Origin of the sequence: Streptococcus sanguinis (assembly GCF_020729725.1) — a bacterium.
Classification (GTDB): domain Bacteria; phylum Bacillota; class Bacilli; order Lactobacillales; family Streptococcaceae; genus Streptococcus; species Streptococcus sanguinis_V.
Map to the genome: position 1 here is coordinate 40,293 of NZ_JAJEPA010000012.1, position 19,301 is coordinate 59,593.

General features: G+C 45.6%; 22 protein-coding genes and 1 pseudogene. 21 read left to right on the forward strand and 2 right to left on the reverse strand.

Annotated elements, in window-relative coordinates; all coding sequences use genetic code 11:
* The first annotated feature begins 6 nt into the window (after positions 1-6).
* The 13 genes and pseudogenes from K4I03_RS05560 to K4I03_RS05620 all read left to right on the forward strand — a co-directional run bounded on the left by K4I03_RS05560 (position 7) and on the right by K4I03_RS05620 (position 9,616).
* Positions 7-652 (forward strand): annotated as a pseudogene (locus tag K4I03_RS05560) (CPBP family glutamic-type intramembrane protease).
* Positions 653-846: 194 nt separating this feature from the next.
* Positions 847-1,800, forward strand: coding sequence for a dihydropteroate synthase (gene folP / locus K4I03_RS05565; RefSeq protein ID WP_227963969.1), 954 nt, complete (start codon positions 847-849; stop codon positions 1,798-1,800).
* A gap of 1 nt (position 1,801) precedes the next feature.
* A complete protein-coding gene (locus K4I03_RS05570; RefSeq protein WP_227963970.1) occupies positions 1,802-3,196 on the forward strand; it encodes a bifunctional folylpolyglutamate synthase/dihydrofolate synthase in 1,395 nt (464 codons plus the stop codon).
* Positions 3,177-3,731, forward strand: a complete 555-nt coding sequence (gene folE / locus K4I03_RS05575; RefSeq protein ID WP_002903492.1) for a GTP cyclohydrolase I FolE — start codon at positions 3,177-3,179, stop codon at positions 3,729-3,731. The genes K4I03_RS05570 and folE overlap by 20 nt, the downstream gene beginning before the upstream one ends.
* Before the next feature lie 87 nt (positions 3,732-3,818).
* Positions 3,819-4,631, forward strand: coding sequence for a 2-amino-4-hydroxy-6-hydroxymethyldihydropteridine diphosphokinase (gene folK / locus K4I03_RS05580; RefSeq protein ID WP_227963971.1), 813 nt, complete (start codon positions 3,819-3,821; stop codon positions 4,629-4,631).
* A gap of 94 nt (positions 4,632-4,725) precedes the next feature.
* Positions 4,726-5,433, forward strand: coding sequence for an ABC transporter ATP-binding protein (locus K4I03_RS05585; protein ID WP_125341206.1), 708 nt, complete (start codon positions 4,726-4,728; stop codon positions 5,431-5,433).
* 1 nt (position 5,434) lies between these two features.
* On the forward strand, positions 5,435-6,223 hold the full coding sequence (locus tag K4I03_RS05590; RefSeq protein WP_125337880.1) for a lantibiotic ABC transporter permease: 789 nt from the start codon (positions 5,435-5,437) through the stop codon (positions 6,221-6,223).
* Positions 6,223-6,945 carry a lantibiotic ABC transporter permease gene (locus K4I03_RS05595; RefSeq protein ID WP_227963972.1) on the forward strand — a complete coding sequence of 241 codons (723 nt, stop codon included), beginning with the start codon at positions 6,223-6,225 and terminating at the stop codon, positions 6,943-6,945. The genes K4I03_RS05590 and K4I03_RS05595 overlap by 1 nt, the downstream gene beginning before the upstream one ends.
* Before the next feature lie 12 nt (positions 6,946-6,957).
* On the forward strand, positions 6,958-7,656 hold the full coding sequence (locus tag K4I03_RS05600) for a response regulator transcription factor (protein WP_045498108.1): 699 nt from the start codon (positions 6,958-6,960) through the stop codon (positions 7,654-7,656).
* A complete protein-coding gene (locus tag K4I03_RS05605; protein WP_227963973.1) occupies positions 7,623-8,660 on the forward strand; it encodes a sensor histidine kinase in 1,038 nt (345 codons plus the stop codon). Before K4I03_RS05600 ends, K4I03_RS05605 begins: the two co-directional genes overlap by 34 nt.
* Positions 8,661-8,807: 147 nt before the next feature.
* Complete coding sequence (locus tag K4I03_RS05610; RefSeq protein WP_002896748.1) at positions 8,808-9,011, forward strand: helix-turn-helix transcriptional regulator; 204 nt, start codon at positions 8,808-8,810, stop codon at positions 9,009-9,011.
* Entirely contained in the window at positions 9,008-9,172 is a 165-nt protein-coding gene (locus K4I03_RS05615) for a hypothetical protein (RefSeq protein WP_227963974.1), read from the forward strand. Before K4I03_RS05610 ends, K4I03_RS05615 begins: the two co-directional genes overlap by 4 nt.
* Before the next feature lie 9 nt (positions 9,173-9,181).
* A complete protein-coding gene (locus tag K4I03_RS05620; RefSeq protein WP_227963975.1) occupies positions 9,182-9,616 on the forward strand; it encodes a hypothetical protein in 435 nt (144 codons plus the stop codon).
* A 53-nt stretch (positions 9,617-9,669) separates the two neighbouring features.
* On the opposite strand, the gene K4I03_RS05625 is transcribed toward K4I03_RS05620, so the two are convergent.
* Both K4I03_RS05625 and pepA read right to left on the reverse strand, forming a co-directional pair.
* Positions 9,670-11,154, reverse strand: coding sequence for a DUF1846 domain-containing protein (locus tag K4I03_RS05625; protein ID WP_227963976.1), 1,485 nt, complete (start codon positions 11,152-11,154; stop codon positions 9,670-9,672).
* Positions 11,155-11,273: 119 nt separating this feature from the next.
* Positions 11,274-12,338, reverse strand: a complete 1,065-nt coding sequence (pepA, locus tag K4I03_RS05630; protein WP_048771982.1) for a glutamyl aminopeptidase — start codon at positions 12,336-12,338, stop codon at positions 11,274-11,276.
* Positions 12,339-12,508: 170 nt separating this feature from the next.
* Between pepA and K4I03_RS05635 the strand changes: the two genes are divergently transcribed.
* The 8 genes from K4I03_RS05635 (at position 12,509) to K4I03_RS05670 (ending at position 19,124) form a co-directional block, all read left to right on the forward strand.
* A complete protein-coding gene (locus tag K4I03_RS05635; protein ID WP_048772530.1) occupies positions 12,509-12,796 on the forward strand; it encodes a DUF4651 domain-containing protein in 288 nt (95 codons plus the stop codon).
* On the forward strand, positions 12,793-13,128 hold the full coding sequence (locus K4I03_RS05640) for a thioredoxin family protein (RefSeq protein WP_227963977.1): 336 nt from the start codon (positions 12,793-12,795) through the stop codon (positions 13,126-13,128). Before K4I03_RS05635 ends, K4I03_RS05640 begins: the two co-directional genes overlap by 4 nt.
* On the forward strand, positions 13,125-13,751 hold the full coding sequence (gene ytpR, locus K4I03_RS05645) for a YtpR family tRNA-binding protein (RefSeq protein ID WP_227963978.1): 627 nt from the start codon (positions 13,125-13,127) through the stop codon (positions 13,749-13,751). Before K4I03_RS05640 ends, ytpR begins: the two co-directional genes overlap by 4 nt.
* Before the next feature lie 442 nt (positions 13,752-14,193).
* Positions 14,194-14,589: a single-stranded DNA-binding protein gene (locus K4I03_RS05650; RefSeq protein ID WP_227963979.1), complete on the forward strand. Its 396-nt coding sequence runs from the start codon at positions 14,194-14,196 to the stop codon at positions 14,587-14,589.
* A 279-nt stretch (positions 14,590-14,868) separates the two neighbouring features.
* Positions 14,869-15,855: a substrate-binding domain-containing protein gene (locus tag K4I03_RS05655; RefSeq protein WP_125378546.1), complete on the forward strand. Its 987-nt coding sequence runs from the start codon at positions 14,869-14,871 to the stop codon at positions 15,853-15,855.
* Positions 15,855-17,168, forward strand: a complete 1,314-nt coding sequence (locus K4I03_RS05660) for a sensor histidine kinase (RefSeq protein WP_002928969.1) — start codon at positions 15,855-15,857, stop codon at positions 17,166-17,168. Before K4I03_RS05655 ends, K4I03_RS05660 begins: the two co-directional genes overlap by 1 nt.
* Positions 17,161-17,844: a response regulator transcription factor gene (locus tag K4I03_RS05665; protein ID WP_227963980.1), complete on the forward strand. Its 684-nt coding sequence runs from the start codon at positions 17,161-17,163 to the stop codon at positions 17,842-17,844. Before K4I03_RS05660 ends, K4I03_RS05665 begins: the two co-directional genes overlap by 8 nt.
* Positions 17,841-19,124, forward strand: coding sequence for an ABC transporter substrate-binding protein (locus tag K4I03_RS05670; RefSeq protein WP_227963981.1), 1,284 nt, complete (start codon positions 17,841-17,843; stop codon positions 19,122-19,124). Before K4I03_RS05665 ends, K4I03_RS05670 begins: the two co-directional genes overlap by 4 nt.
* Positions 19,125-19,301: the final 177 nt, after the last annotated feature.

Here is a 19,301-nt window from a genome sequence, read left to right on the forward strand (position 1 = left end):
GAGAATATGCTGAAATTAGAGAAAATCATTCAATTGTTATTACTGGCTATGTTGACTCAGACGGGACTGCTGCTCATGATCCATCCAATGCCTCATCGCTTGGTCTTTAGTCAGGCTAATCTGCTTTTTATGGTGGGCTTGCTGGGATTGCTTTTTTGTTGCGCCTTTTATTTTGCCAGAGAGCTGCAGGAAATCAAAGGTTCTCTGCGTCAGTCAAGCAACTATCGATACTTGCTTTTCTTGTATTTTTTGATGATTTTGGTCAATGCTGCGGGGGTTCTTCTGCTGTGTGGCAAGGAGGTGCAGTCAGGACAGGCGGTGGAGCAGATGCTGACGGAGAGTTTTCTGTCATCTTCTCTTTTGCTTCTGGGGATTGACATTGCCGTTTTATCCCCTGCGGTACCGAGATTTGTTGACAGGGCCTTCTCTCTTCTCTCTTCGCTATCGGAAGAGCTGGGGGATTGCACTAGGTTTGCTCTGCTTTTCCCTTGCGAAAAATCCTCAGGAAACTCTATGCTTTCTGTCCTATCTGGTTTTGGGACTAGTCTTTGCCCATCTCCTCAGACCTTATTTTCAGCGTTTGGAGCTGTCTATGCTGGCCCATATTTTTCGAAATATGATTATTCTCAGCCTTTTACCCTTTTGCTTTTAGAAAGTGTTTTGTCAAATAGAAGAATTATGGTAAAATGGTAAATGAAACAAGGGACTAGATAAGGTCTTCTTGTGAAGTCGAGTGCAGTTCATAGGACTGGATGCTGCATCTGCTGAGAGCTTTGCGGTACACTAGATGAGTGTGCCTTTTTTGTTGAAGAGCAGGGCAGCCAATAGAAATGAGATGAAAGTCAAATGGTGAATCTAAAAGCAATTGCTCCAGATGGCCGAACGGGCCTCTGTGGCATTATCAATGCGACGCCGGATTCCTTTTCAGATGGTGGGCGCTACAATACGGTTGAGACGGCATTGGCTCAGGCTAGAAAGCTGATTGCTGAGGGGGCTCACATGCTGGATATTGGTGGTGAGTCTACTCGGCCGGGCAGTCATTTTGTGGCCATTCAAGAAGAGATAGAGCGGGTGGTGCCAGTCATTGAAGCTATTCGTCGGGAAAGTGATATTCTGATTTCTGTGGACACTTGGAAGTCGGAAGTGGCTGCAGCGGCATTGGCTGCGGGTGCAGATATTATCAACGATATTACCGGTCTTTTGGGTGATGAAAAGATGGCAGAGACTGCTGCGAAATATGGCGCGCCAGTCATTGTCATGTTTAATCCAGTGATGGCTCGTCCTCAACATGCCAGCTCACGGATTTTCCCAGAATTTGGCTTTGGTCCTGCTTTTACTAAGGAAGAGTTATCTCTTTTTGCAGAGCTACCGATTGCAGAACTAATGTGGAAGTGTTTTGAGAGATCTTTGAAGGTGGCGGAACATGCTGGCCTTTCGCGTGATAATATCATGCTGGATCCAGGGATTGGTTTCGGTTTGACCAAGCGGGAGAATCTGCTCCTTTTGCAGGAGCTGGGAAGTCTCCATCAAGCTGGTTTTCCTATTTTTCTTGGGGTTTCCCGTAAGCGGTTTCTCGTTAGTATCTTAGAAGAAAACGGCTTTGAGGTCAATTCTGAGACACAGGAAGGCTTTGAAAACCGTGATACAGCTTCAGCCCATCTGACTAGCCTTGCGGCCAGCAGAGGTATTGAAGTTGTCAGAGTGCACGAAGTGGCTAAGCACCGGATGGCTGCTGCCGTTGGCGATGCGATTCGTCTAGCGCAGCAGACAGAAGATCTCAATCTAGGTCAGTATAAGTAAGATGAAAAAACAAGAATTACCTGATTTAAGTTGGCTGGAAGCCTATCGGACAGCCAGTCCCAATTTTGGCTTGGAGCGGATGGAGCGTTTGCTGGAGCTGCGGGGGAATCCGCATTTGCGGCTGCCAGTCATTCATATTGCAGGGACTAATGGCAAGGGCTCGACCATTGCCCATCTGCGCCAACTTTTGGAGGTTCGAGACCTGCGGGTTGGCACTTTCACCTCTCCCTACCTAGTCAGCTACAATGAGCAGATTGCCATTAATGGCCATGCGATCTCCGACAAAGATCTTCAGCGATTGCTGAGCCTTTATCAGGACCTCTTAGCCCAGCATGCGACAGACTCTGGCTTGCAGGGGGTGACTGAGTTTGAGATTGTAACTGCTCTAGCTTATGATTATTTTGTCCAGCAGCAGGTGGATGTGGCTATTATCGAGGTCGGCATGGGTGGGCTTTTGGACAGTACCAATGTCTGCCAGCCCTTGCTCACTGCTATCGCAACAGTCGGTCTGGATCATGTGGCCTTGCTGGGTGACAGTCTAGAGGCTATTGCCCAGCAGAAAGCTGGCATTATCAAGCATGGAGTTCCCATTGTGACCGGTAGGTTGGAGCCAGAGGCTCTGGCAGTAGTCGAGCAAAAGGCTGCTGAAAAAGATGCTCCGCTCTTTTCTTGGTCTCAAGACTATCAAGTGGAACCTCAAGTGTCAGAGAAGGGAGAGCGCTTTTCCTTTTCAAATGCCTATCGGGCCAAAGACTCGTATCAAACAGCTCTGTTGGGACTGCATCAGGCAGATAATGCTGGACTAGCTCTGCACTTGTGCGACCTATACTGTCAGCTGCAGTCGCTGCCCTTATTGACAAAAGCAGAGGTTGAGAGGGCCTTGCTTGCTGCTGTATGGCCTGGGCGTTTGGAAAGAATATTGGATCAGCCGCTTATTCTTCTGGATGGAGCCCATAATCCCCATGCCCTGCGGTCGCTAGCTGCGACACTGAACCAGCATTATCCGACTTATAAGAAGCACATTTTATTTGCTTGTATCCAAACAAAGGCCTTGGATGACATGGTGGAGTTGCTGCAAAAGATTCCCAAAGCAGCTATAAGCTTGACAGCCTTTGCCGATCCGCGGAGTTTTTCTAAAGAAAGTATGCAAGCCTTGGCTGAGCAGCAAGGGCTGTCTTACAAAGAATGGCCGGATTATGTAGCAGATTATTTAGCAGTAGAGCATGAGCCGGATGAGCTTTTGCTGATTACGGGTTCTCTTTATTTTCTGGCTCAGGTTAGAAAATCAATCCTTGAGAATCGCGAGTTAGACTTTGCTGAGCGTCCTTCTCAGTCAAGTCAATTATCAAAAAATAAAAATGAACATAGGAGCATATATGGACACGAAGAAAATTGAAGCAGCTGTAGCCCAGATTATTGAGGCGGTTGGAGAAGACGGAAGCCGCGAAGGTTTGCAGGAGACGCCACAGCGCATTGCTAAAATGTACCAGGAAATCTTTGCTGGGCTGGGCGAGACTGCTGAGGAGCATCTGGCCAAGTCTTTTGAAATCATTGACAATAATATGGTAGTGGAGAAGGATATTTTCTTTCATTCCATGTGTGAGCACCACTTCCTGCCATTTTACGGGAAGGTTCACATCGCCTATGTGCCTAATGGTCGGGTAGCAGGCCTGTCCAAGCTGGCCCGAACAGTAGAGGTCTATGCCAAGAAACCGCAGATTCAAGAGCGATTGACTGTAGAGATTGCTGAGGCCTTGATGGACTATCTGGGTGCTCAAGGGGCCCTGGTCTGGGTAGAAGCTGAGCATATGTGTATGAATATGCGCGGAGTCAGAAAGCCTGGTACTGCAACGGTTACTACAGCGGCGCGTGGCATTTTAGCGACGGACAAGGACCTAAAAAATGAAGCTTACAAACTGATGGGACATTGATCTTATCAGTAGTAGAGCGTGTCGGGAAAGGCTAGATAGTTTTATCAAGGATAAAATGCAGAAACTTGAATCAGAAAGGATAAGAGAATGGATCAGCTGCGCATTAAGAATTTGGAAGTGTATGCTTATCACGGTCTGTTTGGAGCGGAGAAGGAATTGGGCCAGCGTTTTGTGCTGGATCTTATTTTGGATTATGATATGACTTGGGCTGCCAAAACAGGCGACTTGACAGCTTCTATCCACTATGGAGAATTGGCTCAGGATTTGACCCGCTGGTGTCAGGAAAGCAAGGAAGACTTGATTGAGACGCTGGCTTACAAGCTGATTGATCGGATTTTTCTGACTCATCCTTTGGTGCAAAAGGTCAGCTTGGAGGTCAAAAAACCTTGGGCACCGGTGCCGCTGCCTTTAGAGACCTGCTCAGTCAAGTTAGTACGTCAAAAGCGGAAAGCCTTTATCGCTCTGGGGAGCAATCAAGGCAACCCAGCTGCCAATCTGGATGCAGCTTTGGAAAAAATAGCAGAGCAAAATATAAGAATTTTGCAGGCATCAAGCCGTATCGAGACAGAGCCTTGGGGTGGCGTTGAGCAGGATCCGTTTCTCAATCAAGTTGTTGAAATTGAGACTTGGCTCAATCCTGAGGAGTTAATGCAGACGCTCTTGGCCATCGAAGCGGATTTAGGGCGCGTGCGGGAGATCAAATGGGGTCCGCGTGTGATTGACCTGGATATCCTTTACATAGGGCAGGAGGAGATATACAGTCCAGATTTGATTGTTCCTCATCCTTATGTGGCTGAGCGAGCTTTTGTCTTGCAATCTCTGGTGGAAATCGCTCCACACTTTGTCGACCCCGTGCAGAAAAAAAGCATCCGCCAGCTCTGGGATGCGGTTGAAAAATGAGAAAAGAAGCTTGTCGTAAGGCAAGTTTTTTTATTGTCTGAACTTTCTCTGAACTTACCCCTGTATACTAAAGAAAAATCAAAAGGAGTTCAATATGGAACATATGGTGAAAATAGAAGGAGTCTGCAAAAAGCATGGCAGCAAGCAGATTTTAGAAGATATTTCTTTTACAGCTAGAAGCGGTCGGATTACAGCCTTTCTAGGCCCAAATGGTGCAGGGAAAAGTTCGACCTTGAGGATTCTCTTGGGGTTAGATCGGGCGACAGCAGGAACTGCGACTTTTGATGGGCAGACTTACCAGTCAATGACTTATCCGCTCAGAACGGTAGGTTCAGCCTTTGACGGCATTGGCGGTCTGCCAAATCGAAAGGTCTATGACCACTTGAGAATTATTGCGGCGAGTAATGCTATTCCCAAGTCTCGGATCGATGAGGTTTTAGAGATGACTGGAATCGCTCATAAGAGGAAGGACCTCTTGTCAAGCCTGTCTCTGGGGGAAGGTCAGCGGTTGGGTTTAGCAGCAGCTTTGCTGGGTGATCCTCAGTTTCTTATATTAGATGAGCCGACCAATGGACTGGATCCAAGTGGGATTAAGTGGTTTAGAAAGTTCATCCGTCAGCAGGCTGATTTAGGGAAAACGGTACTTCTATCTTCCCATATCCTGTCAGAGGTGCAAATGGTGACAGATGATGTAGTCTTAATTCATCATGGGCGAATTATTGAGCAGGGACGATTGGAAGAGGTACTGCAAGATTCAGACAGTCTAGAAGATCTCTTCTTTGATTTGACAGAGGAGGTTTAAGATGAAAGAAACGATGTCTTTATTGCATTCAGAATGGTTGAAAATCCGCTCAACCAAGGCTTTCAAAGTGAGTATGGCTTTCATGCTGCTATTGGTGCCTGTCGTATCCTGGTTGGAGGGCCGGCAGTATTCATCTGTCGGCTTGGATGCCACACCTGAAACGGTTCCTGGGCTGATAGAAGCCATTGATCCGCTGGAATATCTAGGTCTCAATGGAGCCTCTATGGCGGGCATGGTTTTGGTCATCTTAGCTGGAATTTTGGGAGCTATGGAATTTCAGTCTCATAGCTTGAGAACCAGTCTTTTGACCTGTAATAACCGCCTGAAGTTGCTTGTGGGGAAACTCATGACCTTTGCTTGCTTTTCTCTTGCCAGTAGCTTTTTATCAATCTACTTTAGTTATATGGTCATGCATCTGGCTTTAGGAAAGGAAGGGCTTGATCCGATTCTGCTCAATCAGGCAGCTTGGAGTCTGATTTTGTGGAAAACCTTATCTCTAACCTTATTAGGAATCCTTTCATTTTTGTTAGGTTTATTGGCTCGGACCATGCTAGTTCCTCTGCTATTTCTCGTACCTCAGATCTATAATCTGGGAAACTACCTGGCAGCTCACACGAGTTGGGGGGCTTATTTGCCTCAGCCAGCAGGAGAGTTGTTTGCAGCAACGCCGACTTCCCAATATGCCAACAATCCCTCACAAGGACTGTTGATACTTGGTGCATGGTTACTAGTCATCGGCGGCATGACCTCTCTGCGCTTTTTGAAGACTGATTTAGGAGGGCGATACTGATGATAATAGCTCTGCTTAAAAGTGAATGGATTAAGTTCCGTTCTTACTATCTCGCTCTTGGTGCAGCCTTGGTGGCTCTGGTAGCTGTTCCATTTTTTCTGACGAATCTTGACTACAGTCAAACAGCAGTTGGCCAGACAAAGGCTCTGAGTGAGGCTTTGCATGCCCTCTATCTGGCACAGCCTGTCATCGTCATCTTTACTTCCCTCTATTTTGCCCAGGAGTTTGTCAAGTCTGGGATGCGAACGAATTTTCTAACCGTATCAAATAGAAAGGCTTGGTTAGCTGGGAAAATCCTTTTTCTGGCCATGCTGCTCCTGATCCTCTACAGTATCATGATAGGCAGCTGTTTCCTTGTTATGCTGGCTCGTTTTGACCTAGACTTTAGCTGGTCCTTACTGGGGAAATTCCTTTATTACAGCTTTTTTGGTCTTCTCAGCAATCTTTTTCTGGCTTTTTTAACTGCCGGCCTCGCTTTGCTATTTCAATCTTGGGTTGTGCCGGTGTCGGTGCTCTTTCCTCTCTTGATTGGTCTTAGCCGTTTATTGGCAACTTTTATCAAAGAAGCAAAATACCTGCCCGATCTGGCTACCCTAAATCTCTTTGAGTATGAAGGGCTTCAGCATTCAATAGATTTATCAGGTCTGGGGATACAGCTGTTCTGGCTAGCTTTGGTTTGGAGCTCTGCTATATTCTTAAGCTTGAAACGAGATGTTCGCTAGAGGTATGCTATAATGGAAATTATGAGACAGTATCGTATTTTGGTGGTTGATGACGACCGGAGCATTTTGAAGCTGGTGAAAAATGTCCTAGAGCTCGATGCTTATGATGTGACGACGCTTGACCGGATAGAAGAGCTGGAGCTGACGCATTTTGTCGGATATGACTTGATTCTGCTGGATGTGATGATGGAGCCTGTTAATGGTTTTGAGCTGTGTTCCTACATTCGTCCTCATTTTTCGTGTCCAATCATCTTTCTGACGGCCAAGGAGTTGGAGGCGGACAAAGTGGAAGGGCTCTTTCGCGGAGCAGATGACTATATTGTCAAACCTTTTGGGACCAAAGAATTGCTGGCGCGTGTCAGAGCTCATCTTCGGCGGGAGGAAAGACGGGAGGAGCGATATTCTGAAATTGCTTCTTGTCAATTTTATCCAGAGCGCTATGAAGTTGCCTGTTTTGGTAAAGTCTTGAAATTTTCAGAGCGAGAGTTTAAGTTGCTACATTTACTAGCTAGCAATCCCAAGCAGACCTTTTCAGCTGAACGCCTGCATACCTTGCTTTACCCAGAAAGCTCAGAAACACAGCTTCGCTCCATCTCAGAATACGTATATCAGATTCGTCAAAAATGCAAACAAGAAGGGTTGCAAGCAATTGCAACAGTGAGAGGAGTAGGCTATAGATGGCAATTAGAACCCGAAATTTCAAAAGCCTAGTCTGGACAACCAGTTTAAAAATCGTCTTCTTTCATGTTTTGATTTTTGTGCTTATAGGCTATGAATTTACGCAAGGAAGTAATCACGTTCTTTTCACCTTGTTCTTTTGGGCAGGGAGCTTGCTCCTGATTACTTTTTATCATATTTTGAAATTACTCCGAAAAATCGACAGGGAAATAAAAATGCTAAAGAGCGAGAAGCTTTTAGAAGAAAATCAAAGCCAGCTTTTTCGGATCGAGGAAATGCTAGAAGTCTATAGCGATTTACGGAGCAGCCATCAAGAAAATGCTCGTCTTCTAGAAAGAGAGCAGCAGCATAATCAGGAGTTGATTTTACAGCTATCAGCGACATCGCACGATTTGAAGACGCCCCTAACTGTGATTAAGGGGAATGCTGAGCTTTTGGAGTTGGCGCAGTTGGGCCAGCCACAGGCAGACTATGCTACTGAGATTTTGCAGGCTAGTCACAAGATGGAAGAGTATTGTGGCTCTTTGATTGATTACGCTAAGACCTTTCAGATTGATTCTAATCAGTTCAGTCAGCTTTCCTTAGGGGACTTTTTGGCTTATCTCCAGGACGATTGGGGACTGTTCAGCAAACAGGAAAGCTATCGTTTCTACCTCCAAGAAGATTGTGAGCTTAGTCTGATTTTGTCAATTCATTTGGACTATCTCAAGCGAGCTTTGCTCAATATTTTACTGAATGCGCTTGAACATGCAGACCAGGATCAAAAGGAAGTCAAGCTAACGGTATCAGTGCAGCAGGACCAGTTGGTTTTTGCTATCTGGAACAATGGCCCTGCATTTTCAGAGGAGATGCTGCTGGGAGCGGAACAGCTCTTTTATCAGAGTGACCAAAGCCGCAATTCAGCTAATCCCCATCATGGTATCGGCTTAGCCTTTTCTAAGCAGGTAGCTCTCTTGCATGGTGGTCGTCTGACCCTGCTCAATCCAGAGCAAGGAGGAGCTTGTGTAGAATTGGCTGTAGCTTTGGAAAGCAAATAACAAAGGAAATCAATAAAGATGATGAAAGGACTGAAATGTTTAAATTTTCAGTTCTTTTTTGCCGCTTTCTTCTTGACAAAAGATGTAAAGGAGACTATACTATTTTTGGAAAGTAAAGTTTGTTTTACATAGCAAAAGGAGGTAGCCTTGGAAAATCGAATTCAAGAATTGCGAAAAAGAAAAAAGCTCAGCCAGGAGGAGCTGGCTGAGAAGCTAGAAGTAACTAGACAAACGATTATTTCTTTGGAAAAAGGCCGCTACAATGCCTCGCTCCTTTTGGCTCATAAAATTGCATCCTTTTTCAATTTAAGGATTGAAGAAGTGTTTCTCTTTGAGGAGGATGAATCATGAAATGGACTTATATGCTCAAATGGGGACTAGGTTTCTTAGTAGTCCTTGTCTTGATCTTTCTTCATTTACAGTTCGATTTTATCCCTAAGGAAATCCTGCCTGTTGTGGGAATGATCTTGATTGTGGTGATTTTGAAAATTTTTCAAGCGTATGAAAAATAGGAGGCTGACATGGAAACATTAACTAAACAAGAATTTCGAAAAAAACTTCAAAGGAAAGTTATTGTGGGGCGAATCTTAACTTTTATCATCTTGGTAGGACTGGCCTGGAGCCACTTTCATTCTCTGGATGATCAGCAGGAAGGAGTCATGGTCGGCATCCTGCTGGGGCTTACTTTGATGACCATTCGGTATAATCTGGCCCTAAGACGGGAGGAAAATTTTGAGAAGCTCTACATTCTGGTGACTGATGAGCGCAATCGCATGATTGACGAAAAGACTCGCACTCTACTTTTTAATATTCTTTTGCTGCTGGCAGCGTGCTTGAGTGTTCTGTCCATGATTTTCCCAATCATCTTAAGTCTCAATCAGTTTCTGACCTTGACCATTATCCTGGTTTTGGGACTTTACTATCTCTTGCGTTTTATCCTGTCCAAGCGTTATTAAGAAAAAAGCTGGCGACGCCAGCTTCCTCAACAAGCTTTTAACAGAGCTTGTTTTTATTTTCTATAGAGTCTATCATACTGGTAAACGGGGTCCATGGTTACATGGATGCCCAACTTACGCAGGACGTTTTTGTCTTCGTCTGTCAGAGTGACAGTGGAGTGGGCCTCGCTGCCCTTGAGATTGCCGAGTTGCTGCATGGCATTTGCCGCATCTTGATTTTCCATGGCTGTGATTGCCAGAGCCATCAAGATTTCGTTTGAGTGGAGGCGCGGATTGCGGCTGCCCAGATGATTGATTTTCAGACCTTGGATTGGCTTGACATACTCAGGCTCAATCAGCTTGGTTTCTTTGGCAATATTGGCTAATTTCTTAATGGCATTGATCAATACAGCAGCCGTAGGGCCAAAGAGTTCAGAGGTTTTACCAGTTACGATTTCACCATTTGGCAATTCCAAGGCCAGAGCTGGCTCGCCAGTGCTTTCAGCTTTATCGCGCGCAACAACTGTTACTTTACGGTCCAGTGGTGTGATGCCTAGGTCATTCATCAAGAGTTCGATTTTCTTGACAGCAGATTCAGAAACGCGCTCCGCCTTGAAGTCCAGAATAGTTTGGTAGTAGCGACGGATGATTTCCTGTTGAGATGCCTCGATAGCCGCATCATTATCTACAATGGCAAAGCCGACCATGTTGACGCCCATATCCGTTGGAGAAGCATAAGGTGATTTTCCAAGGATGCGCTCTAGCATACGTTTGAGGACTGGGAAAATTTCAATATCGCGGTTGTAGTTAACAGTGGTTTTTCCGTAGGTCTGCAGATGGAAAGGATCAATCATGTTGACATCGTCCAGGTCTGCTGTCGCCGCCTCATAAGCTAAATTGACCGGATGGTGTAGGGGCAGATTCCAAACGGGGAAGGTTTCAAACTTGGCGTAGCCTGATTTGATGCCATTGATTTGGTCATGATACATGTTGGACAAGCAAGTAGCCAATTTACCAGAACCAGGACCAGGTGCGGTCACAACGACTAAATTACGGCTGGTTTTGATGTAGTCGTTTTTCCCCATACCTTCAGGTGAGATGATATGGTCCATATCGGTCGGATAGCCCTTGATTGGGTAGTGGATGTAGGAGGCGATGCCATTCTTTTCCAGCTGGCTGCGGAAGAGGTCAGCTGCTGGCTGGCCAGAATACTGGGTGATGACCACTGAGCCTACATAAATATCCAGCTCGTTAAAGGTATCGATTAGTCGCAGCACTTCCTGATCATAGGAAATGCCCAAATCACCACGTGCCTTAGAGTGCTCAATGTTGTTGGCATTGATAGCAATGACAATCTCTACTTGGTCCTTGAGCTCTTTGAGAAGTCTGATTTTATTGTCCGGCTCATAGCCTGGCAGGACGCGGGCAGCATGGAAGTCTTCCAGCATTTTACCGCCGAATTCCATGTAAAGTTTGCCCTCAAATTGATTAATGCGCTCCAAGATATGGTCGCGCTGCAGGTTTAAGTATTTCTCAGAATCAAAAGCAATTTTTTTCATGTATATTTTCACCTCTGCTAAGCATTATAACAAAATTTTCTTCAAATTGGAAAGTTGAAAGGGGAAGTGTCAGATAAAAGAGATAGCAGCCCGAATGAAGAACGGGCTGCCTTTTAAAATTAGTAGTTGGTAATCGTGTTCACCGTTGAGCGATCCAGCTTTTTGACCAACGCTTGCAAGAAGGCTTGGGCTTGTAGGAAATCGTCCATAGCATAGAGAGTTTGGTGGGAATGAATGTAGCGGGCACAGACACCAATGGTAGTAGACGGCACGCCACCGCTTTGGAGATGGGCAGCACCAGCATCCGTTCCGCCCTTGCCGCAGTAATATTGATACTTGATGCCTGCTTCCTCAGCAGTTGTCAAGAGGAAGTCTTTCATAGCTGGCAGCATGAGATGACCAGGGTCAAAGAAGCGAATCAGGGTTCCGTCACCGATGGCCCCTTGACCGCCATAGATGTCGCCCGCTGGTGAGCAATCTACAGCCAGGAAGACCTCAGGGGCAAATTTTGTCGTAGAAGCATGGGCACCACGCAGGCCAACCTCTTCTTGAACATTGGCACCGACAAAGAGTTGGCTGTCTAGTGGTTGACCAGACAAGGCTTGAGCTAATTCGCTGACCATAAGGACGCCGTAGCGATTATCCCAGGCTTTGGAGATGATGTTCTTGCCGTTAGCTGTGAGAATAGCAGAGCTGTCTGGCACGATCGTGTCTCCTGGACGGATGCCGTAGCTTTCGGCTTCTGCCTTATCCGCAAAGCCACCATCAAAGACAATATCTGCAATCTGTGGCATAACTGGTCCGCCAGATCCGCGCGTCAGATGAGGAGGGACAGAGCCTGAGATAAGAGGGATTTCCCGACCTTCACGGGTAAAGAGTTTGAAGCGTTGGCTGCTAACGACCAGCGGATTCCAGCCGCCGATTTCCACTACGCGGAAGGTCCCGTCAGTTTTGATCTCGCTGACCATAAAGCCAACCTCGTCCATGTGGGCCGCTACCAATACATGGGGAGCATTTTCAGCTTCTGCATGGCGTACCCCAAAGATACCGCCTAGGCCGTCGGTGACAACCTCATCGACATGGGGAGTGAGTTTTTCCCGCAGGTAACTGCGAACAGGTGCCTCGTGACCCGAAATAGCAGAAAGCTCTGTTACTTCCTTGATTTTTGAAAATAATGTTGTCATAAACTTACCTTCTTTCTGTCCCCTATTTTATCACTTTTTGCGGTAAATGAGTAGGGAAATCTTATAGCTTGTATGAATCAAGAGGACTGCCTATTCAAGAATCCAACTTCTCCCAGGAAAATCTGGAATATTGTTTGTCGCCTCTGCTCTTTTGTGTTAAAATATTCTACATGAAAGCTAAAAAAATCATTTTAACCACAACCGCCCTTTTGGGGGCTGGAGCGCTGGCTTTTGGAGCAGCCAAAGTCGTACAGGAGCAGAAACGACTGCGTAATCGGGAGGAAATCGTCGAGCTTGTGCGAGATTTCTTTTCCAGTCAGGGTACTATTTCCTGCCTTTATATCAAGCTCTACGAGTCCACAGATGAACGCTTGGTTGGTGGTCTGGTCCTAGAGGACGACCGTCATTTTGCCTTTGTCTATGAAAATGGTCAGCTAAGCTACGAGGAAGAAGCATGATTTTTCCTGTAAATATAGAGGAATTGGCCTCTTATGTCAATGATGGGGAGAAGACTGTCTTCTTTTTCACGGCTGAATGGTGCGGAGATTGCCGATTTATCCAACCTTTTTTGCCAGAGATAGAAGGGGAAAATCCTGACTATCGCTTTATCCAAGTGGACCGTGATGCCTATTTGGATCTGGCCAAAGAGTGGGACATTTACGGAATTCCCAGTTTAGTAGTGCTGGAAAAGGGACAGGAGATTGGCCGTCTGGTCAATCGTGACCGCAAGACCAAGGGCCAAATCAATGAATTTTTAGCTAGTATAAGAGAAAAAGGGAGCGTAAAATGATTTTTACCTATAATAAAGAATATGTCGGCGACGTGCTGATGATTATTGCTGCGGACAATCAAGGAGCTAAACTGGCAGCTGAGCGCAAGGGACGAGTAGCGCGTGTTTACCGTGAAGACAATGGCCAGACTGTTGCTTGGAATATTTTTGAGCAGTCAGACCTTTTTGAAATTGCAGAGTGCGGACAGGTCTTTTTGACAGATGAGCAAGTGGCTATTCTCAATCAGGAGTTGAGCAAGGAAGGCTTCTCAGCGGACTTGGTTAATGACAGCCAGCCGAAGTTTGTGGTTGGAGAAATTGTTGATATGGTAGCTCATCCAGATAGTGACCACCTGAATATCTGCCAAGTGCAGGTGGCTGCTGATAAGACTGTTCAAATCGTGGCCGGTGCTCCTAATGCCAAAGTCGGCCTCAAAACGATTGTAGCGCTGCCAGGTGCTATGATGCCGAAAGGGAATTTGATTTTTCCGGGAGAACTTCGAGGCGAAAAGAGTTTTGGGATGATGTGCAGCCCACGGGAACTTCAGTTACCTAATGCGCCTCAAAAACGCGGCATCATTGAATTAGCCGATAGTGAACTAGTTGGAACTGCCTTTGATCCGGCCAAGCATTGGCAGGGATAAAAATGAAGATTTAAAATAACAAAAAAGCTCAGAAATGGGCGAGGTATCCTACAGCAGCCGAGATATAAAATAGAGCGAAACGATTTGTAGGGTCGTTTCGCTTTATTTTTTGTGGCAATAAATTTAGCGTTATAAATCTATCTCATGCTAATGGTAGAGAAAATAAATAATTAACAGATGAAAAATCAATCTAACACAATGATGAGTATAATGAATCTGCTTCTTACTCATTTTTCTGTCATGGAAAAACCTCCGAACCACAGAGAGATTAAGATAAAGAGAATATTTTTCACAGGGGAATGTTTAATGGTCATCGGAGCCTCCGTCGTACAAATCTAGTAGAAAAGGGGCAGAAACTGCAACTTTCCTTTTTATCTATACTATACCACATTTTTTTCACTTTTTGCCTCCTATTACGAATGATAAGTTAGGAGGATATAAAATGTATAATAAAGTAATTGTAATCGGCCGGCTGACGGCTACGCCTGAACTGCACAAGACTGCGAATGAAAAATCTGTGGCTCGCGCAACGGTCGCGGTTAATCGCCCTTATAAATCTCAGAGTGGTGAGCGTGAGGCGGATTTTGTAAATGTGGTTGTCTGGGGGCGTCTAGCTGAGACTTTAGCCAGCTATGCAAGTAAGGGCAGCTTGATTTCTCTGGATGGTGAGCTACGGACTCGTCGCTATGAGAAGGAGGGGGCGGCTCATTATGTGACAGAGGTGCTCTGTCATAGCTTCCAGCTGCTGGAAAGTCGGGCTCAGCGCGCTCTGCGTGAAAATAACAGCGGAGCTGATTTGGCAGATTTGGTGTTGGAAGAAGAGGAACTTCCCTTTTAAGCAAGAAGCAAAGACTGGGAAATGACCTTGCTCCAAAAAATCATCATTCAGTTTTGCAGGATGCAAGATCTGTTTGACTGAATTCTATTTCTCTCAAGCTTTTAAAAGTTTAATGATGATTACCGAGGTGGGACCAAGAATCAAAAATCATGGATTTTTTAGATTCTGTCTCGCCTCTTTTATTATAGCTATTTCTAGAAAGATTTTGCTTTTTGGCGGCTTTGTAATATAATAATCCTATATGTTTCATAAAGGCGCTTACGGCATAGGGGGTGAAAAATGGTATCAGCTAAGGTCAAAAAACGGATACAGCATTATCAGAAGAAGGCTCTCTGGCCGCTTTTCATTCTGCTTATCTTGGGTTTGCTTTTTGTTTATTTCAAGGGCGTTTTGCCAGATGAGAAGCAGGTCAAGATTGGGGTGACTTACATGACCATGAACAATGACTTTTACAAGACCTTAAATGCGGAGCTGGAGAAGAAAACCAACCAGCAGGGCAGCAGGCTCTACGTTCGGGATCCTGAGCTGGATGAGGGCAAGCAGAGCCAGCAGATTGACTTTTTTGTCCGAGAAAAGGTTGATGTCATTGTCATCAATCCGGTAAAAAGCAATAGTCCAAGTATTATTTCCTCTCTTCAAAAGGCCAAGAAAGCTGGGATTAAAATTATCGTAGTGGATGCGCCTATCAGTCAGGATGTAAAAGTGGATACGACCATTGTGTCTGATAACTACCAAGCAGGCGTCCTGATTGCCCAGGACATGATGAAGCGTCGGCCTTCTGCCAATATTCTCCTTCTAGAGCACCGCAATGCCGTCTCTGCCATGGACCGGATTCAGGGATTTATTGATACGATTGAAAAACAGCCTAGCTACAAGATTATTTCCCAGAAAGAAACACTAGGCCAGACTGAGGAAACCATGCCACAGGTCAAAGGGGCTCTGGATGAAGGTTTAGACTTTAATGTAGTTATGGCGCTCAATGATCGAGCAGCCATCGGGGCCTTGGCTGCTATTAAAAATCAAGGTCTTGATAAGAAAATCTCAATCTATGGCGTGGATGGTTCACCAGATATCAAAAACTTTCTGGCTACGACTAGCGACATAGAGGGGACCGTGGCCCAATCGCCCATTCAGATGGGACGCAAGGTGGCGCAGGTAATTGAGCTGATGCAAGAGGGGAAATCCTACGACAGCCAATACCTGATTCCAGTTCACTTAGTCAACAGGGATAATATCAGTCAATACACAGTTACAGGGTGGCAATAATGAGACCTCAAAAAAGTATATTTTACAGCAAAATAGCCCTGATGGTCATCAATCTGGTTGCCATTGTCTATAATGCGTCCATCTATCTCTTTGCGACCAACTATGTAGCGGCTAAGGGCTTCAGTCACTCGCTTTTGGAGCGTTTGGATGCCATTCCGGGCTCTCCCAGCTTGATTTTCTGGGTATCAATTAGCCTCTATGGTAGTTTGCTTTTGGTCATGTACTATCGCGAGCGCCACCCTAATCAGCTGTCCGTCTATGACAAAGCGACCATTATTGAAATCCTGCTCATGCTGGTCATCTTTTCCGTCTTGCATTCGTCCTACAATGGCTTGATCCTCTTGGTGTTTGCGGATATTTTCTATGGCTCGAAGGAGTTCAATGCTTCCAAGGACAAGAAGTACTGGTTTTCTTTCATTATTTTGAGCTTTGGCATGCTGCTCTTGTCCAACTATGACCTCATGTCGCTCTTTATCAAGTTGCCTTCTCTAGATACCTATATTCGGTTTTACCCAGAGTCCGTCCGGCTGTTACTGCTTTTTGGCAAGAACTTTCTCTACTCCCTCAATATTGTTGTCTTTATGATTTCCTTGCTCTTCTATATCTTGTCGGCTATTACAGAGCGTCATCGGATTGAGGAAGAGCTGCGCATGGCTTCTCAGGCCAATCGCGAGTTGAATTCTTACTTGGCCCTATCCGAAAAAATAGCGGAAGACCGAGAACGGAAGCGGATTGCCAGAGAGATTCATGATACATTGGGCCATGCCCTAACGGGAATTTCAGCGGGTATTGATGCGGTCAAGGTCTTGGTTGATATTGATACCAATCGGGCTAAGGAGCAGCTCAATAATGTCTCAGTTGTCGTTCGAGATGGTATCCGTGACGTCCGAGGCTCGCTCAATAAGATGCGGCCGGGAGCTCTGGAAAATAACACTTTGAAGGAAGCACTGATTAAGATTATCCGTGAGTATGAAGCTATCTCCAATTTGGAGATTCATCTCCGCTACGAATGGGATAATATTGACTTGGATATCGCCAAGGAAGACATTGTCTTCCGGGTGATTCAGGAGTCTATTACCAACTCTGTTCGCCATGGGCATGCCAAGACTATCTGGATTGAGCTGTTGGAGGAAGAGTCCTATGTAATGACCATTCAGGATGATGGTGTTGGCTTTGATGAACTCCACTATGGCTATGGCCTCAAGCAGATGCAGGAGCGCCTAATGATTATTGGTGGAAGCGTCCGCTTTGAAAATCGGGACGGTTTCTACACGCATATCGAAATCCCCAAAATAGGAGGAAGACATGATTAAAGTTTTAATAGCAGATGATCAGGCCTTGATTCGTGAGTCTCTGCAAATCATCCTGTCAGCCCACACTGATATTGAGGTTGTCGGGACAGTTGGAGATGGCAAGGAAGTGCTGGAAAAGCTTCATCGGGTGCGCCCAGATGTGATTCTGATGGATATTCGCATGCCGGTCATGGACGGTGTTCTCTGTACCAAGGCTGTCAAAGAGCAGTATCCGGATGTTAAGATTATCATTCTGACGACCTTTGATGACGATGAATTTATCTTCTCCGCTCTCAAATACGGCGCGTCTGGTTACATTCTCAAAGGGGTTTCGACAGAAGAGCTTCACGAAGCCATTCAGACAGTCTATCGGGGCGGAGCTATGATCAATCCCAATATTGCCACCAAGGTCTTCAAAATCTTTTCACAGATGGCCCAGTCCAATTTTGCTATCACAGTGACGGAGGAAAATATAGAGGACATGAGCCGGACGGAGTGGAAGATTATCCAGCAGATTGGCTTTGGGATTTCCAATAAAGAAATTGCTGCTAAGCTCTTTCTATCAGAAGGGACAGTCCGAAATTACCTGTCAGGCATCCTAGCTAAGCTCAACTTGCGCGATCGAACCCAGCTGGCTATCTGGGCTGTGCAGACCGGAGTCACCCAGAGAGATTTTAGTAAGGAAAGCGACAAATGAAGTGGAGACTGAGACATTTGGCCCTACTGGTTGTCCTGATCATATCTGTTGCTCTGGCTTTTGTCTTTTGGGCTTCAGCTCAGGAAAAAGTCCTGCGTATCGGTGTCTATGCTGGCTCTAGCTGGGGTGTGCCTAACAGCCGCGAAAACAAGGTTTTGGACAGCCTGATTAAAAAATTTGAAAAGATGCATCCTCATGTCAAGGTCGTCTATGAAAGCGGTATTCCCAAGGATGATTACGCTGACTGGCTGGCAGAGCAAGTCTTGAAAGGCGAGCAGCCGGATCTCTTTATGGTACCGGAAAACGACTTTAGCATGTTGGCTTCGACTGGCGCGCTTAAATCCTTGGATACCCTCCTAACGGATGATGAACGAAAGGCTTTTTATCCGGTGGCTTATGAAGCCGGGCAATATCAGGGAGTCAGCTATGCTCTTCCAGTTGAGAGCAATCCCATCATGATGTGTGTCAATAAAGACCTGCTTGAAAAAGAAGGAATTAGCATTCCTGAGTCAGGTTGGACCCTGGCGGATTTCTATGAGATTTGCAAGAAAGTGACAAAGGATACCAATGGTGATGGTATGGTGGACCAGTACGGTATTACGGATTACACTTGGCAGCAAGCTCTGGTAGCTTATGGCGGCCATCTTACCGATAAATCCGGTATCAATGTAGACAGTTCAGAGATGCACCAAGCCTTGGCCTTTATGAGCAAGCTAGATATGCTCAGCCAGCACTATAAGGTGACTTCTAATGATTTTGATGAGGGGCGCGTGGCTTTCTATCCTATGAGTCTGGCTCAGTATCGGACCTACAAGCCCTACCCTTACCATGTTGCCAAGTATTCTAGCTTTTCTTGGACCTGTATCCCGATGCCGACAGCCAATGGCCAGGTGATGGGAACGCAGGTTAAGACCTCGCTCTTTGCCATGTCTTCCAATACCAAGCAAGAGAAGCTGGCTTGGGAATTTATGCTCTTGCTGTCACAGGACAAAGAAAGTCAGCAGGCCTTGTTTGAAAAGTCGCAGGGGACCTCTGTTTTACCATCTGTAGTGAAAAGTCAACAGGCTAGAGAAATCTTACAAGCTGATGATTTTGGCTTGGATTCCTTGACTTCTGAGAGGCTAGATCACATGATGAATCGCTCCATCATTGACATCAGTCTGGAAGTAGACCGTCATACGATGGACCGGATGGACTATCTGATTCAAAATGCTATGCAGAATCAAGAGATTGACAGTGCCTTGCCGAGCATTCAAAGAGAAATAGAAAGCGGAAAATAATCTGCTTTCTATTTTATTGCCAATTAAGTCAGAAAAAAGTACAGCTGACTAGACCAATATGACAAATGTCATATTTTTCCTAACAAATGTCATCTGGGCAAAGTGACATTTGACAATATGAAACCGGTTCCATATTCTGTACAATAAAATCATCAATAAATCCTTCGTCATCTAAAG